Genomic DNA, 14,507 nt, shown 5'->3' with positions numbered 1-14,507 from the left:
CGAGGCCGACCTGGTCGCGGCCAGCGCCCCCGGCGCCCGGGTCGAGGTGGCCCGCTGGCTGGCGGCCAGCGCCGTGGCCGCGCGCACGTGCGGCGCGGCGGCCGTCGCCTTCCCCGGGCTGCCCGAGCGGTCGGCTCAGCCGCGCACGACGTCGTAGCCGAGCCGAAGCACCAGCACGACCGACACCACGACGAACACGACGCGCACGAAGCCGGCGCCCCGGCGCACGGCGGTGCGCGCGCCGACGTACCCGCCGAGCACGTTGGCCACGCCCATCAGAAGCCCGAGGCGCCACAGCACCGCGCCCTGCGGGACGAAGACCAGCAGCGCGCCGAGGTTGGTGGCGCAGTTGGCGATCTTGGCCTTGGCGCTCGCCTCGACGAAGGCGTACCCGACCAGGCTGACCAGCCCGAAGACCAGGAACGAGCCCGTGCCCGGGCCGACGGCGCCGTCGTACACGCCCACCACGAAGCCCAGGCCGCCCGCGGTGACGTGGTGCCGACGTCCGGCGTGGCGCAGCACCGTCTCGGCCCCGAGCGAGGGGTTGCGGACGACGTGCACCAGCACCGCGACCAGGGCGACCACCACCACCGGCCGCACCGCGGACGACAGCAGCACCAGGGCGATGCCGGCGCCGACGAGCGCGCCCAGCAGCGCGAAGCCGGCCATCGGCAGCGCCGTGCGCAGGTCGGGCCGGACCCGGCGGTAGTACGTGACCGCGCTCGTCGTCGTCCCGCAGATCGACGCGATCTTGTTGGTGGCCAACGAGTGCACGGCGGCCGTGCCGGGCCCGAGGCCGACGAGCAGCGCGGGCAGCTGCACCAGCCCGCCGCCGCCGACGACCGCGTCGACCCAGCCCGCCACCAGCGCGGCGACCAGCAGCAGCGCCAGCGTGCCCGCCCCGACGTGGTCGGGCAGACCGACCCAGCCGACCGCCGCGCTCACCCCCGGACGACGCCGACGAGGTGGTCGACGACGTCGCCCACCGGGACGTCGACGCGCTCGCCGCTCGCGCGGTCCTTGACCTCGACGACGCCGTCAGCCAACCCCTTACCCAGCACCACGATCGTCGGGACACCGATCAGCTCGGCGTCCTTGAACTTCACGCCGGGCGAGACCTTCGGACGGTCGTCGAGCAGGACGTCGAGCCCGCGCGCCGAAAGGTCGGCTGCGACCCGCTCCGCCTCGACGAGCACCGCGTCGTCCTTGCCGGTGGCGACCAGGTGCACGTCGTACGGCGAGACCTCGCGCGGCCACACCAGGCCGAGCTCGTCGTGCGCGTTCTCGGCGACCGACGCCACGGCACGCGAGACCCCGATGCCGTACGAGCCCATGGTGACCGTGACCTGCTTGCCGTTCTCGTCCAGCACCTTGAGGCCGAGCGCCTCGGCGAACTTGCGGCCGAGCTGGAAGATGTGGCCGATCTCGATGCCGCGCGCCAGCTCGAGCGGTCCGGAGCCGTCGGGCGCGGGGTCGCCCGCGCGCACCTCGGCTGCCTCGATCGTGCCGTCGGCCTGGAAGTCGCGGCCCATGACGAGGTCGAAGACGTGCCGGCCCTCGGTGTTGGCCCCGGTGACCCACACCGTGCCGTCGACCACGCGCGGGTCGACGAGGTAGCGGATGCCGCTGGAGCTGTTCTCCCCCAGCACCTGCGGGCCGATGTAGCCCTTCACGAGCTCGGGGTGCGCGGCGAAGTCGGCCTCGGTGAACGGCTCGACCTCGGACGGGTGCACCTGCGCCTCGAGCCGCTTCAGGTCGACCTCGCGGTCACCCGGCAGCCCGACGACGAGCGGCTCCTTCGTGCCGTCCGGGTGGGTCAGCACCAGCACGACGTTCTTCAGGGTGTCGGCGGCCGACCACTCGCGGTCCGGGAACAGCTGCTGCGCGCAGGCGACCAGGTCGGCGATGGTCGGGGTCGACGGGGTGTCCTCGACGTGCGCGGCCTGGACGTCGGCCCAGCCGCGGCTGGCCGGGGGCAGCGTGACGACCGCCTCGACGTTCGCGGCGTACCCACCGGCCGAGCGGACGTAGGTGTCCTCGCCGTTGACGGCGGTGGCGAGGAACTCCTCGCTGGCGCTGCCGCCCATGGCCCCGGACATCGCCGAGACGACGACGTAGTCGAGCCCGAGCCGGTCGAAGATCCGCACGTACGCCTCGCGGTGGGCGTCGTACGAGCGCTGCAGCCCCTCGTCGTCCAGGTCGAAGGAGTAGGAGTCCTTCATCACGAACTCGCGCCCGCGCAGCAGGCCCGCACGCGGCCGCGCCTCGTCGCGGTACTTGGTCTGGATCTGGTAGATCGACAGCGGCAGGTCCTTGTACGAGGAGTACAGGTCCTTCACCGCGAGGGTGAACATCTCCTCGTGCGTCGGGCCGAGCAGGTAGTCGCCGCCCTTGCGGTCCTGCAGGCGGAAGATGTTGTCGCCGTACTCGGTCCAGCGACCGGTGGCCTCGTAGGGCTCGCGCGGCAGCAGGGCCGGGAACTGCAGCTCCTGGAAGCCCGCGGCGTCCATCTCCTCCCGGACGACGGCCTCCACCTTGCGCAGCACCCGCAGGCCGAGCGGCAGCCAGGTGTAGATGCCGGGCGCCGCGCGGCGGATGTAGCCGGCCCGCACCAGCAGGCGGTGGCTGGGCACCTCGGCGTCCGCCGGGTCCTCGCGCAGGGTGCGCAGGAACAGGGTCGACAGACGCGCGATCACGGCAGGTCCTCCTGGAAGGGGTCGGCGGTGCGCCGAGCCTAACCGGGGTCCGGCACGCCCCTCACACCGATATCGAGGGCTGGTCGGGCTGGGTGGCGGGCCGGCCGCGCAGCGGCGACGTCCACGCGACCGCCACGGCCGGGACGGTCAGGCTCGCCATGACCACCAGCGCCGGCCGGGTGCCGAGGTGCGCCGCGAGGGCGCCCGCGACGGCGGCGCCGCCAGTCCAGCCCAGCCCCCACGACAGCATCCGGCCCGCCGTGTTGACCCGGCCGAGCAGCGGCTCGGGCGTCACGACCTGGCGGTAGGTGATCGAGTTGACGACGACCAGCGAGTAGCCGACCCCCCACAGCACCAGACCGAGCGAGGCCAGCTGCCACGACGGCGCGAGCGCCGTCAGCACGCCCAGCACGGCCGAGGCCGGCAGGGCCCAGAGGCACACGCGCTCGGGGCCGAAGCGCCGCTCGAGCCGGGGCAGCAGCGCGGCCGCGACCGCGCCGCCGATCCCCCAGACCCCGAACAGCACGCCGAACCGCAGGCCCTGGGTGCCGATGCCGAGGGTGCGGTCGGCCCACACGACCATCAGCGCGACGAACCCGCCGCCCGCGGCCGACTGCAGCGCGCACACGACCGTCATCGTCCGCACGCCGCCGTGGTGCAGCAGGAACCGCAGGCCCACCCGGACGTCGTCCAGCACCGCCCGCACGGTCGTGGCCTGCCGCTCGCGGGACGGGTCGCTCATCGCGCGGCCGATCGCGCGCACCAGCAGCGCGGAGGCCACGAAGCTGAGCGCGTCGACGACGAGCAGGTCGTGCGGCGCGAGGACGCCGAGCGCGGTGGCCGCGGCCGGCGGTGCCACGACCTCGACGACGCTGGCGACCGACCAGACGGCGGCGTTCGCGACCGGCAGCCGGGCACGGCCGACGAGCACCGGGAGGGCGCCGAAGTTCGCGCCGTCGAAGAAGGTGAACACCGCCTGCGCGGCGAACGCGGCGGCCAGCACGTGGGGCACGGTCAGGGCGCCGCACCAGGCCGCCACCGGCACCGAGCCGATGACGACGGCGTTGACGACGTCGGCGGCGACCATCACGCGCTGGCGGTCCCAGCGGTCGGTGAGCGCACCTGCGAGCAGCCCGAACAGCAGGTAGGGCAACGCTTCCAGCGCGGTGACCGACGCCGTGAGCCAGGCCGAGCCGCTGAGCCGGTAGACCAGCACGGGCATCGCGACGACGGTGGCGGTGGCGCCGGCGAGGCTGATGATGCGCGCGGCGAAGTAGCGGCGGAAGTCGGCGTCGTCGCGCAGCATCGTCCGCAGGCCGTCGCTCACGCGGGCCGCCCGAGCGGGAGGTCGGCCGCGAGGACGACGAAGTCCACGCCGTCGTAGGGCACCTGCACCGGCAGCTCGCCGAAGCCGAGGCGGCGGTAGAACCCGCGCGCCGGGTTCGCGCCGGTCTGGGTCGTGAGGACGGCGCGGGGGTGCGGCCGGTCGGCGAGCAGGTCCCGCACGAGCTCGCGGCCGAGGCCCTGGCCGTGGTGGCGCGGGTCGACGTGCACCGACACCACCTCGAACGCGCCGTCGAGCAGGTCGACGCAGCCGGCCTCGGTCATCGCGCCGCGCACCCAGGTGTCCCACCACGAGCCGGGCAGCGCGTCCGCCCCGTAGGCGAACCCGGCCAGGCGGCTGTCGCGGTGCACGCCGACGACCCGGAAGCCCGGGCGCGCGGCGTGCTGCGGGTACGGCGGCGGGCCGTCGTCGGGCCCGCCCTCCCCGGTGGCCTCGGCGACCGTGCGCAGCGCGGCGTTCTGCAGCGCCCGCGCCTCGACCGCGCGGGCGAGCAGGTCGAACGGCTCAGCCACGGTCGGCCCCTGGCTGGCCGGCGAGCTGGCCGGCGAGCTGGCCGGCGCGGACGACGACGGTGGCGCCGTCGGGGTCGCGCACCGTGAGGGCGTCGTCGTCCCCCTCGTCCGCGTCGGCGTGCCCGGCAGCCCGGAGGCGCTGCACCACCAGGTCCAGCGGCTCCTCGGTGACGAGCACCAGCCGGCTGGCCAGCGCCTCGCGGGGTGCACCGTCCGGACCGACCGCCGGTGCCGTCGTCCGGTCGCCCGGGACGACGTCGGTGAGGTCCGCGAGCCCGAGCACCTCGACGAAGCGGCGGTAGCGGTCGACGTCCGGCGTCACGACCTCGGCGCGCACGCGCCAGCGCGGGTCGGCGCCGGACGGGTCCTGCCGCTGGTAGCCGTGCAGGTCGCTCGAGCGTTCGTCGAGCTGCACCTGGCGGCCGTCGGGGTCGGTGACGACCAACACCCGCCCGTAGGCCTCGTCGTACACGACCGCGTCGTCGAAACCGTTGGCGCGCAACGACTCCGCGAGCGCGTCGGCGTCGGTGCACTCGGCCGAGTAGGTGGTGCGCCCGGCCGGCTGCTGCGTCTCGCTGGTGGGTGCGGCGTGCACGGCCACCATGCCGCCCGCGCCGGCGACGAGGTCGACCCAGCCGCCGTCGTCCGACGCGACGCGCGGCGCGAGCCCGAGCAGCTCGAAGAACGCGCGCGCCGCCCCGACGTCGTCGGTGAACCGCACCGGTCGCAAGGTCACGTCGCTCATGCTGCCCCTCCCCGGGCGTCGAGGTACTCCCCCAGAGCCTGCTCGACCAGCGCCGACAGGCTCGTGCTCTCGTCGACCGCGCGGTGCTTGACGCGCCGGACGAGGTCGGGCGGCAGGTACACGTTGAACTGCACCTTCGGGACGGGGTCGACGGCTGGCGGGCTCATGGCTATATTGCTAGCACTCTAGCCGGGCGACCGTCAACGCCCGGCGACGGACGGAGGACGAGATGCGCCTGGACCACGTGGGGATCGTGCTGGCCACCGACGAGCAGGTCGAGGAGGTCGCGCGGTTCTTCTCGACCGTGCTGGGCCTGCCGGTCAGCGGCGAGCCGTCCGGCGGGTACGCCGAGGTCCACGCGGGTGGCTCGACGATCGCGCTGCACCGCGGGCTGATGCGCGACGACCTGCTCGCGCCGCACGGCGGGACGCTGCTGCAGCTCGCCTGCGACGACGCCACCGCCGCAGTCGACCAGGTCCGCGCGCGCGGCGGCGACGTCGTGCTCGAGCCCACCGTCACCGACTGGGGCAGCACCACCGCCTACGTCCGGGGCCCGCACGGCGTCCTCGTCGAGCTCTCCTCCTGACCCACCGACCGGAGCCGGGCGGGCGCACCCGCGTCTGAACGGGCAGGCCCCGCCCCAGTTCCTGTCGGTGCGGCGGCCTGTGGACGACGCCAGCGCCGAGCCGGGCCGCCGGGCCAGCCTGGTCCGGTGCACGTGGACCCGGTGGTGCTGCTGGCTCGCGCAGGAGGCGCCGCCCACCTGCGCGACCTCGACCACCTCGTGCCACGCGCCACGTTGGCCGCAGCCGTCGAGCGAGGGGACGTCGTCCGGCTGGCCCGCGGGCGGTACGGGCTACCGCACGCACCAGACCCTCGACGAGCGGCCGTGCGGCTGGCGGGCGTCCTGTCGCACGAGAGCGCTGCGGCGCACTGGGGCATCGACCTGCCGTCTCGCACCCAGGACGTGCACGTCACGGTCCCCCGCGGTCGGTCGCACCAGAAGGCGGAGGGCGCGCACCTGCACTGGGCGGACCTGGCACCGTCCGACGTGCGCGGCCTCGCGACCTCACCGCTGCGGACGGTGCTCGACCTCGCCCGCACCCGACCGGTGGGCACTGGTCTGGCCGCCGCCGACAGCGCCGTGCGCCAGCGGCTCGTGCTGCCGGCCGACCTGCGCGCCGCCGCGGACCTGCTGCGTGGTCGTGGCTGCGGCCGAGCCCGCCGGGTGGCGCAGTGGGTCGACCCGCGAGCGGAGTCACCGCTCGAGTCGGCCACGCGCGCCGTCGTCCTGGGCGCCGGCATCAAGGGGTTCGAGCCGCAGGTGGAGGTCTTCCACGACGACGCGTTCGTCGCCCGGCTCGACCTCGGCGACCGACGGCGCAAGCTCGGCGTCGAGTCCGACGGCTTCGCCTTCCACTCCGCGCGCTCGGCCCTGACGAACGACTGCCGCCGGCACACCGCGCTCGTGCTGGCGGGTTGGCGCGTCGTGCGCTTCACGTGGGAGCAGGTGGTCCTCGACCCGGACGCCGTGGCCGAGGCGGTGCGCCGTCTCGTGCGCCGAGGCTGACCGTGGCGCAGGCACATCGGGGGGTGCGTGCCCACAGGGAGCACGGACCGGCCTGTCTGCCTGCCCTGCGGTCAGAAGAGGACGGTGGCGAAGGTGCCGGAGCGCTCGAAGCCCACCCGCGCGTACGCCGCCAGCGCGCGGTGGTTGTAGTCGTTGACGTACAGCGACACCACGGGAGCGTCCTCGCGCAGCGCCGCGGTCACCACCGCGGCCATGGCCGGCGCCGCGAGGCCCTGACCGCGCCAGCGCGGGTCGACCCACACGCCGTGCACCTGGGCCACCGTCGAGCTCACCGACCCCAGGTCGGCCTTGAACACGATCTCGCCGGACGGCGCCCGCCGCACGAAGGTCCGCCCCTGGCGCAGCAGCTCGGCCACCCGCCGCCGGTAGGACAGCCCGCCGTCGGCGCCCACCGGCGAGTACCCGACCTCCTCGGTGAACATCGCGACGGACGCCGGCAGCACCGTGAGCAGGTCGTCCGGCGTCGCGCGGTGCACCGCCGGATCGGCCGGGACGTCGGGAGCGCGGTCGATGGTGAACAGCGGCTGCCGCTCGCGCACCTCGCGGGCCCGCCAGCCCGACCCCTGCAGGCGCGACCAGATCCCGAGCACCGCGTCGGCGTCGCCGAACAGCGACGAGTAGGGCGCCCCGCTGCGGCGAGCCCGGCTGGCGAAGGCGTCCATCGCCGCCTCGGAGCGCACCTCGATGGGGATCAGGTTGGCGCCCGACCAGCACGCGGAGACCAGCCGGCCCTGCTCGAACAGCCCCCACAGCTCGCCGCCGAGCCGCACCGGCTCGCTGCCGACGAGCTCGACCCGCTCGGCCACCATGACGTTGGCGACGGGGTCATGCGCGCACAGCTCGAGCACCGCGTCGCGGTCGTGACGCTCGAGGGTCCGCAGAGCGGTGGCGGTGCGCAGCACGCGCTCAGCGTGCCGTGAAGAGGCCGCGTGTGTCGACCGCCGAACGCGTCACGAGACGCTGACGCTGGGCTCCCCCTCGGCGTCCATCGTCTCGGCGATGCGCATGGCCTCCTCGATGAGGGTCTCGACGATCAGCGCCTCCGGCACGGTCTTGACGACCTCGCCCTTGACGAAGATCTGGCCCTTGCCGTTGCCGGACGCCACGCCGAGGTCGGCCTCGCGCGCCTCGCCGGGACCGTTGACGACGCAGCCCATGACCGCGACGCGCAGCGGCACCTCGAGCCCGTCGAGCCCGGCGGTGACCTCCTCGGCCAGCTTGTAGACGTCGACCTGCGCCCGGCCGCACGAGGGGCACGACACGATCTCGAGCTTGCGCGGCCGCAGGTTCAGCGACTGCAGGATCGCGATGCCGACCTTGACCTCCTCGACGGGAGGCGCCGACAACGAGACGCGGATCGTGTCGCCGATCCCCTTCGACAGCAGCGCGCCGAAGGCGGTCGCGGACTTGATCGTGCCCTGGAACGCGGGGCCCGCCTCGGTGACACCGAGGTGCAGCGGCCAGTCCCCGCGCTCGGCGAGCAGCTCGTAGGCGCGCACCATGACCACCGGGTCGTTGTGCTTCACCGAGATCTTGAAGTCGTGGAAGTCGTGCTCCTCGAAAAGCGACGCCTCCCACACGGCCGACTCCACGAGCGCCTCGGGCGTCGCCTTGCCGTACTTCTCGAGCAGCCGCGGGTCGAGCGACCCGGCGTTGACGCCGATGCGGATCGAGACGCCGGCGTCCTTGGCCGCCTTGGCGATGTCGGCCACCTGGTCGTCGAACTTGCGGATGTTGCCGGGGTTGACCCGGACGGCGGCGCAGCCCGCCTCGATCGCGGCGAACACGTACTTGGGCTGGAAGTGGATGTCGGCGATCACCGGGATCTGCGACTTGCGCGCGATCGCGGGCAGCGCCTCGGCGTCGTCCTGGCTGGGGCAGGCCACCCGCACGATGTCGCAGCCGGCCGCGGTGAGCTCGGCGATCTGCTGCAGCGTGGCGTTGACGTCGGTGGTGGGCGTCGTGGTCATCGACTGCACGCTGACCGGGGCGTCGCCGCCGACGTCGACCGTCCCGACCTTGATCTTGCGCGAGGGACGACGCGGGGCCAGCACCGGCGGCGGGGCGGCGGGCATGCCGAGGGAGACGCTCATGCCTCCAGTATCGCTCGCCGTCGGCGACGCGCCCGCACGAGGTGGTTCAGCCGCCCAGGCGCACGGGGTTGACGATGTCGGCGTAGATCAGCAGCACCGACATCAGGATCAGCACGGTGCTCATGGCGTACGCCACCGGCAGCAGCCGGGCGACGTCGGTGGGGCCGGGGTCCGGACGACGGCGCACGCGGGCCACGGTGCGCCGGATCCCCTCCCACAGCGCCCCGGCCACGTGACCGCCGTCCAGCGGCAGCAGCGGGACCAGGTTGAAGACGAAGAGCGCGAGGTTCAACGAGGCCAGCAGGCCGAGGAAGAACGAGATCCGCTCGCGCGGCGTGTTCACGAACGGGATGTCGTCGCTGCTGGCGATCTCGCCCGCGGCGCGGGTCACGCCGACGACGCTGATCGGACCGTTGGGGTCGCGCTCGCCCGACCCGAAGGCGGCCTGCACGACGCCGACCATCTTCTGCGGGATGCGCACGATGACGCCGGCGGTCTGCCAGAGCGCGCTGCCCAGGGCACCGGGCACCTCTGTCACCGGCTGGCGCACCATGCCCAGCTCGGGCGAGATGCCGAGGAAGCCCACCGAGGTCGTCGGCGTCGAGCCGTCGGCGCGCACCACCGGCTCGCCCTGGTCGTCGAGCACCGGTCGCTGGCTCACCGGGATCGTCGCCTGCAGCGTCAGCTGCTGCCCGGCGCGCTCGACGACGAGTTGCACGGTGCGGCCGCCGGAAGCCCGGATCGCCTGCTGCGCGTCGGCCCAGCTGCCGATGCTCTTGCCGTCGTAGCGCACCAGGCGGTCACCAGGTTGCAGACCGGCGGCTGCCGCGGGGGCCGACGCGTCGGACGCCTGGCACGGCCGGTCGGCCGTGCCGGCGGGCAGGATGCACTCGCTGACCGTCGAGACGTTCGTGGTGGAGCCGAGGGTGCCCAGGCCGCACATCGTCACCACCAGCAGGACGACGGCGATCAGCAGGTTCATCGTCGGGCCGCCGAGCATGACGACGACCTTGCGCGGCACCGTCAGCTTGTAGAAGACGCGCCCCTCGTCGCCCGGCTGGATCTCCTCGAGCGACTGCTTGCGCGCCTCGTCGACCATCAGGCCCATGCGCCCGGTGGACGTCGCGCGCACGAACCGTGGGTCGGTCCCGGGCTTGGGCGGGAACATGCCGATCATCCGGATGTAGCCGCCGAGCGGGATGCCCTTGATGCCGTACTCGGTCTCGCCGCGGCGGCGCGACCAGATCGTCGGGCCGAAGCCGACCATGTACTGCGTGACCTTGACCCCGAACTTCTTGGCCGGCACCAGGTGCCCGATCTCGTGCAGCCCGATGGACGCGCCGATGCCGAGGACGAACACCACGACGCCGAGCGTCCACGCGAGAGCGGTCACGCGTCCAGGATCGCACGCGCTCGCGCACGCGCCCACGTCTCGGCGTCCAGGACGTCGTCGAGCGAGAGCTCGCCGGCCGGCGCCTCGTGCTCGTCGACGACCCGGGCCACGGTGTCGACGATGGCGGTGAACCGGATCCGTCCCGCGTGGAACGCCTCGACGCACTCCTCGTTGGCCGCGTTGTAGACCGCCGGGTACGTCGAGCCCGCCGAGCCCGCGCGGCGGGCCAGGGCCACGGCCGGGAAGGCCTCGTCGTCCAGCGGGAGGAACTCCCAGGTGCTGGCCGTCGTCCAGTCGCAGGCCGCCGCGGCGCCGGGCACGCGGTCGGGCCAGCCCAGGCCGAGGGCGATGGGCAGGCGCATGTCCGGCGGCGAGCACTGCGCGAGGGTCGACCCGTCGGTGAACTCGACCATCGAGTGCACGACCGACTGCGGGTGCACGACGACGTCCACGCGCTCGAACGGCAGGTCGAAGAGCAGGTGCGCCTCGATCACCTCCAGCCCCTTGTTGACCAGGGTGGCGGAGTTCGTCGTGACCATCAGGCCCATGTCCCACGTGGGGTGCGCGAGCGCCTCGGCCGGCGTGACGTCGTGCAACGACTCGCGCGGTCGCCCGCGGAACGGCCCGCCGCTGGCGGTCAGCACCAGCCGCTGCACCTCCTCGGCGCGCCCGCCGCGCAGGCACTGCGCCAGCGCCGAGTGCTCCGAGTCGACCGGCACGATCTGGCCAGGCGCGGCGGCGGCCTTGACCAGCGGGCCGCCGACGATGAGCGACTCCTTGTTGGCCAGCGCCAGGGTGCTGCCGGCGCCCAGGGCGGCCAGCGTGGGATCGAGCCCGATCGAGCCGGTCATGCCGTTGAGCACCACGTCGTCGCCGCGGGCCGCGACGGACGACGCCGCGCCGGGCCCGCTCAGCACCTCGGCCGTCGAGCCGGCGGCGGCGAGCGCCGAGCGCAGGTCGTCGGCGCGGTCGTCACGGGCGACGGCGACCTGCTCGACGCCGAGGTCGGCCGCCTGGCGGGCCAGCAGCCCGACGTCCGCACCGCCGGCCGCGAGCGCGGTGACGCGGAACCGCTCGGGGTTGCGCGTGATGACGTCGACCGCCTGCGTGCCGACCGACCCGGTGGACCCCAGCAGGACGACGCTCCGGCTCATGCGGCCAGAGTTTCACGCCTCCGGCCGAGGCGGTGCACCGCCCAGAAGGCGCCGGCCACGAGCAGGACGTCGCCGACGCTGAAGACGTTGGCGAGCGGCAGCGGCTGCGGCCAGGCGAAGACGTCGCCCAGCCACGGCAGCACGGGGTCGTGGACGACGCCGGAGTTGACGAAGCCCTCGCCCGGCGAGAGCCCGGCCGCGGCCAGGGCCTTGGCCGAGGCGGGCAGGGTGCCGCCGTTGAGCGCGATGGTGACGCCGTTGGCCAGACCGCCCAGCGCGATGACCCAGATGCCGGGCACCTCGCGGTTGACCCAGACGAACCAGCCGGCGAGCAGGTAGGACACGACGTGGACGACGGCCGCGGCCCACCCGAGGTCCGGGCCCTCGATGGCGAGCACCTGCAGGGCCAGCGCGACCCAGAGCAGCCAGCTGCGCTGCAGCGTCACGCCGCCGAGCGCGGCCCAGCGGCCGCCGCTCAGCGGGACGGTCAGGACGGCGAGCGCCACCAGCGCGAGGACGAGCACGACGTCACGCCAGCCCGGGACCGCTCGCGACCGAGCGCAGGTGGGGGTGGGCGGAGCCGACGGTCTCGAGGTGGCCCGCGGGGTGGTTCGGGACGACGGCCGGGATCGGGCCGGACGACGGCACCGCGGTGAGGGCGGGGGCCACGCCGTGCGGCTGCGCGGTCTCGGACTCCAGCAGCAGGTCACGGCGCAGCCAGGCGGTCATCAGGTCGCGGTCCATGGGACGGCCGAGGTGGTAGCCCTGCACGGCGTCGCAGTCCAGCTCGCGCAGCCGCTCGACGTGGGCCTGGCTCTCGACGCCCTCGGCCACGACGGACAGGCCCAGGTTGTGGGCGAGCTCGATGATCGAGCGCACCAGGACGTCGTCGCGGGCGATGACCCCCATCGACTGAACGAAGCTGCGGTCGATCTTGAGCTCGTCGACGTCGAGGCGCTGCAGGTAGGCCAGCGAGGAGTAGCCGGTGCCGAAGTCGTCGACGGCGATCCGGATGCCCTCCTGGCGCAGCTCGTGCAGGATCTGGCCGGCCCGGCGCGGGTCGCCCATGATGCTGGACTCGGTGACCTCGACGGTGAGCTGGCCGGCGCCGACGCCGTGGCGGCGCAGCGCGTGCCGCAGCCGCTCGGGCAGGCTGAGGTCGGCCAGCTGGCGGGCCGAGAGGTTCACCGACACCCGGCAGGCCAGGCCGATCGAGCTCCAGCTGGCGAGCGCGGCCAGGGTCTCCTCGAGCACCAGGTCGGTGACCTGGTCGATCAGGCCGGCGTGCTCGGCGAGGGCGATGAACTCCTCGGGGGCGATGGCGCCGCGCGTGGGGTGCTCCCAGCGGGCGAGCGCCTCGGCGCCCGAGACCCGGCCGCCGACGAGCGCGACCTGCGGCTGGAAGTGCACCGAGATCTGGCCGTGGTCGATGGCGTCGCGCAGGTCGGCCAGCAGGCTGAGCCGCTCGGGCGTGGTCGGGGCGGCGTCGACGTCGTACAGGCACCAGCGGGCCCGGTCGCGCTTGGCCTCGTACAGGGCGATGTCGGCCCGCTGCATCAGCGTCGTGACGTCCAGGCCCGGCTCGGCCATGGCGATGCCGACGCTGGCCTGGATCACCAGGCGCGTGCCGCCCACCTGCAGCGGCCGCACGATGTCGGCGAGCAGGCCCTCGGCCGCGGCGCCCGCGTCGTCGGCGCCCACGCCGGGCAGGGCGACCGCGAACTCGTCGCCGCCCAGCCGGGCGACGCAGCCGCCGTCCCCGCCGGCGTGCTGGATCCGCCGTCCGACGGCCTGGATGACGCGGTCGCCCACCTGGTGGCCGAGCGTGTCGTTGATGTCCTTGAAGTGGTCGAGGTCGATCATCAGCACGGCGAGCGGGTCACCCGTGCGGGCCGCGGCGCCGAGCAGCCGCTCGGTGCGGCCGAAGAAGCGCTCGCGGTTGCCCAGGCCCGTCAGCGCGTCGCGCATGGCCTGGGTCTGCCGGGCCACGGCCAGGGCGGCCGAGCGCCGGACGGCGAGCACCGGCAGGGCGAGCAGCGGGAGCATCCAGCCGCTGGTCTGGGCCAGCACGGCCGCTGCGGGCGCGAGGCCGAGCAGGACGCTGGAGGTCTCGAGCTTGAACGCGAGGTCGTCGCGCAGCATCTCGAGCACCGGCTGGTCGCTGGCCAGGGCCACGACCACGGCGACCAGGCCGTTGTTGATCATGACGAAGGTGAAGCCCGCCACGAGCGAGGCGATCAGGTCGGTGGCGCGGAAGTCCGTGAAGCCGCCCAGCAGGTCGTGGCCCGCGACGGCGCAGAACGCCGCGCGGGCCGCGACCAGGGAGATCGCGTACTGACCGAAGTTGAACGCGACCTTGACCGGGCTGCGGCGCGTGCGCAGGTCGTCGACGGCGACGGCCAGCGTGTGCACGAGCAGCAGCAGGGCGAACGGCCCGGTCGCGACCATCGCGACGGCGAAGGTCGTCGACATCGTGACGTCGGACGTCTCGTCGTCGCCCCGCGCGACCGGGATCGGCGTCAGCTCCCCCAGCAGCAGCCCGACGGCGAGCAGCCAGACCGGCTTCGGCGTGCTCGAGAGCAGGCCGGGCAGGTCCGAGAAGCGCAGCGCGAGTGCGGCCAGGACCGTGCCGAGCACGGTCACCGCGGCGACGTAGACGCCGAGGCGGGAGGGACGCATGGGTGGGGTGATCAGCAGATGCCGACGGCCGGGGCCGTCAGATCCACTTGTAGCCCGGGGTGCGGGCGTCGTCGTCGGTGCGGAGCTCGGTCGCCATGCCGATCACCACCACTTGGAGCCGGCGCCCAGCACCGACACCAGGGCGATCACGGGCAGGACGCTCGCGCTCCAACGGACGACGGTGGAGGTTGGTGACTTCTTCATCTGTGCTCCTCGGTGGAGGTCGACCCAGTCCCCGTTCGCTGGGTTGCTGAGAGCGATTAGAGCGGCACTCAGCGTCACTGCGCAGCACAATACGA

General features: G+C 74.1%; 14 protein-coding genes. 2 read left to right on the top strand and 12 right to left on the bottom strand.

All coding sequences use genetic code 11. The features are described from left to right. Positions 1 to 135: 135 nt before the first annotated feature. The 6 genes from ACYVJ4_RS13730 to ACYVJ4_RS13705 form a co-directional block, all read right to left on the bottom strand. Entirely contained in the window at positions 136 to 945 is an 810-nt protein-coding gene (locus tag ACYVJ4_RS13730) for a sulfite exporter TauE/SafE family protein (protein WP_460460695.1), read from the bottom strand. After that, positions 942 to 2,696: a proline--tRNA ligase gene (locus ACYVJ4_RS13725; protein WP_460460694.1), complete on the bottom strand. Its 1,755-nt coding sequence runs from the start codon at positions 2,694 to 2,696 to the stop codon at positions 942 to 944. The genes ACYVJ4_RS13730 and ACYVJ4_RS13725 overlap by 4 nt, the downstream gene beginning before the upstream one ends. A gap of 61 nt (positions 2,697 to 2,757) precedes the next feature. Further along, positions 2,758 to 4,023 carry an MFS transporter gene (locus tag ACYVJ4_RS13720; RefSeq protein ID WP_460460693.1) on the bottom strand — a complete coding sequence of 422 codons (1,266 nt, stop codon included), beginning with the start codon at positions 4,021 to 4,023 and terminating at the stop codon, positions 2,758 to 2,760. Next, a complete protein-coding gene (locus ACYVJ4_RS13715) occupies positions 4,020 to 4,553 on the bottom strand; it encodes a GNAT family N-acetyltransferase (RefSeq protein ID WP_460460692.1) in 534 nt (177 codons plus the stop codon). The genes ACYVJ4_RS13720 and ACYVJ4_RS13715 overlap by 4 nt, the downstream gene beginning before the upstream one ends. Continuing rightward, positions 4,546 to 5,298 carry a VOC family protein gene (locus tag ACYVJ4_RS13710; protein ID WP_460460691.1) on the bottom strand — a complete coding sequence of 251 codons (753 nt, stop codon included), beginning with the start codon at positions 5,296 to 5,298 and terminating at the stop codon, positions 4,546 to 4,548. Before ACYVJ4_RS13710 ends, ACYVJ4_RS13715 begins: the two co-directional genes overlap by 8 nt. Further along, on the bottom strand, positions 5,295 to 5,465 hold the full coding sequence (locus ACYVJ4_RS13705) for a ribbon-helix-helix domain-containing protein (protein WP_460460690.1): 171 nt from the start codon (positions 5,463 to 5,465) through the stop codon (positions 5,295 to 5,297). The genes ACYVJ4_RS13710 and ACYVJ4_RS13705 overlap by 4 nt, the downstream gene beginning before the upstream one ends. A 62-nt stretch (positions 5,466 to 5,527) precedes the next feature. Here ACYVJ4_RS13705 and ACYVJ4_RS13700 point away from each other — a divergent pair, with 62 nt between their 5' ends. Beyond that, positions 5,528 to 5,884: a VOC family protein gene (locus ACYVJ4_RS13700; protein ID WP_460460689.1), complete on the top strand. Its 357-nt coding sequence runs from the start codon at positions 5,528 to 5,530 to the stop codon at positions 5,882 to 5,884. Positions 5,885 to 6,010: 126 nt separating this feature from the next. Next, positions 6,011 to 6,868: a DUF559 domain-containing protein gene (locus ACYVJ4_RS13695; protein WP_460460688.1), complete on the top strand. Its 858-nt coding sequence runs from the start codon at positions 6,011 to 6,013 to the stop codon at positions 6,866 to 6,868. A gap of 71 nt (positions 6,869 to 6,939) precedes the next feature. Here the strand turns inward: ACYVJ4_RS13695 and ACYVJ4_RS13690 are convergent, their stop codons facing one another. From ACYVJ4_RS13690 to ACYVJ4_RS13665, 6 genes are read right to left on the bottom strand one after another with little or no spacing between them, the layout of a single operon-like run. Then, complete coding sequence (locus tag ACYVJ4_RS13690) at positions 6,940 to 7,788, bottom strand: GNAT family N-acetyltransferase (protein ID WP_460460698.1); 849 nt, start codon at positions 7,786 to 7,788, stop codon at positions 6,940 to 6,942. A 51-nt stretch (positions 7,789 to 7,839) separates the two neighbouring features. Beyond that, entirely contained in the window at positions 7,840 to 8,982 is a 1,143-nt protein-coding gene (ispG, locus tag ACYVJ4_RS13685; protein ID WP_460460687.1) for a flavodoxin-dependent (E)-4-hydroxy-3-methylbut-2-enyl-diphosphate synthase, read from the bottom strand. A 46-nt stretch (positions 8,983 to 9,028) separates the two neighbouring features. Continuing rightward, on the bottom strand, positions 9,029 to 10,375 hold the full coding sequence (locus ACYVJ4_RS13680; protein WP_460460686.1) for a M50 family metallopeptidase: 1,347 nt from the start codon (positions 10,373 to 10,375) through the stop codon (positions 9,029 to 9,031). Next, a complete protein-coding gene (gene dxr, locus ACYVJ4_RS13675; RefSeq protein ID WP_460460685.1) occupies positions 10,372 to 11,529 on the bottom strand; it encodes a 1-deoxy-D-xylulose-5-phosphate reductoisomerase in 1,158 nt (385 codons plus the stop codon). The genes ACYVJ4_RS13680 and dxr overlap by 4 nt, the downstream gene beginning before the upstream one ends. Beyond that, positions 11,526 to 12,053, bottom strand: a complete 528-nt coding sequence (locus ACYVJ4_RS13670; protein ID WP_460460684.1) for a DUF5317 domain-containing protein — start codon at positions 12,051 to 12,053, stop codon at positions 11,526 to 11,528. Before ACYVJ4_RS13670 ends, dxr begins: the two co-directional genes overlap by 4 nt. Positions 12,054 to 12,057: 4 nt before the next feature. Beyond that, positions 12,058 to 14,208 (bottom strand): putative bifunctional diguanylate cyclase/phosphodiesterase, encoded by a 2,151-nt coding sequence (locus tag ACYVJ4_RS13665; RefSeq protein ID WP_460460683.1) that lies wholly within the window; start codon positions 14,206 to 14,208, stop codon positions 12,058 to 12,060. Positions 14,209 to 14,507: the final 299 nt, after the last annotated feature.

This window comes from Angustibacter peucedani (assembly GCF_054779595.1).
This window is presented reverse-complemented; position numbering and strand designations above follow the sequence as displayed.

Excerpts from the sequence above, each read along its gene's own strand:
- ACYVJ4_RS13710 (WP_460460691.1), bottom strand. The coding sequence starts at position 5,298 with ATGAGCGACGTGACCTTGCGACCGGTGCGGTTCACCGACGACGTCGGG.
- ACYVJ4_RS13700 (WP_460460689.1), top strand. The coding sequence starts at position 5,528 with ATGCGCCTGGACCACGTGGGGATCGTGCTGGCCACCGACGAGCAGGTC.
- ispG (WP_460460687.1), bottom strand. The coding sequence starts at position 8,982 with ATGAGCGTCTCCCTCGGCATGCCCGCCGCCCCGCCGCCGGTGCTGGCC.
- dxr (WP_460460685.1), bottom strand. The coding sequence starts at position 11,529 with ATGAGCCGGAGCGTCGTCCTGCTGGGGTCCACCGGGTCGGTCGGCACG.
- ACYVJ4_RS13665 (WP_460460683.1), bottom strand. The coding sequence starts at position 14,208 with ATGCGTCCCTCCCGCCTCGGCGTCTACGTCGCCGCGGTGACCGTGCTC.
- ACYVJ4_RS13705 (WP_460460690.1), bottom strand. The coding sequence starts at position 5,465 with ATGAGCCCGCCAGCCGTCGACCCCGTCCCGAAGGTGCAGTTCAACGTG.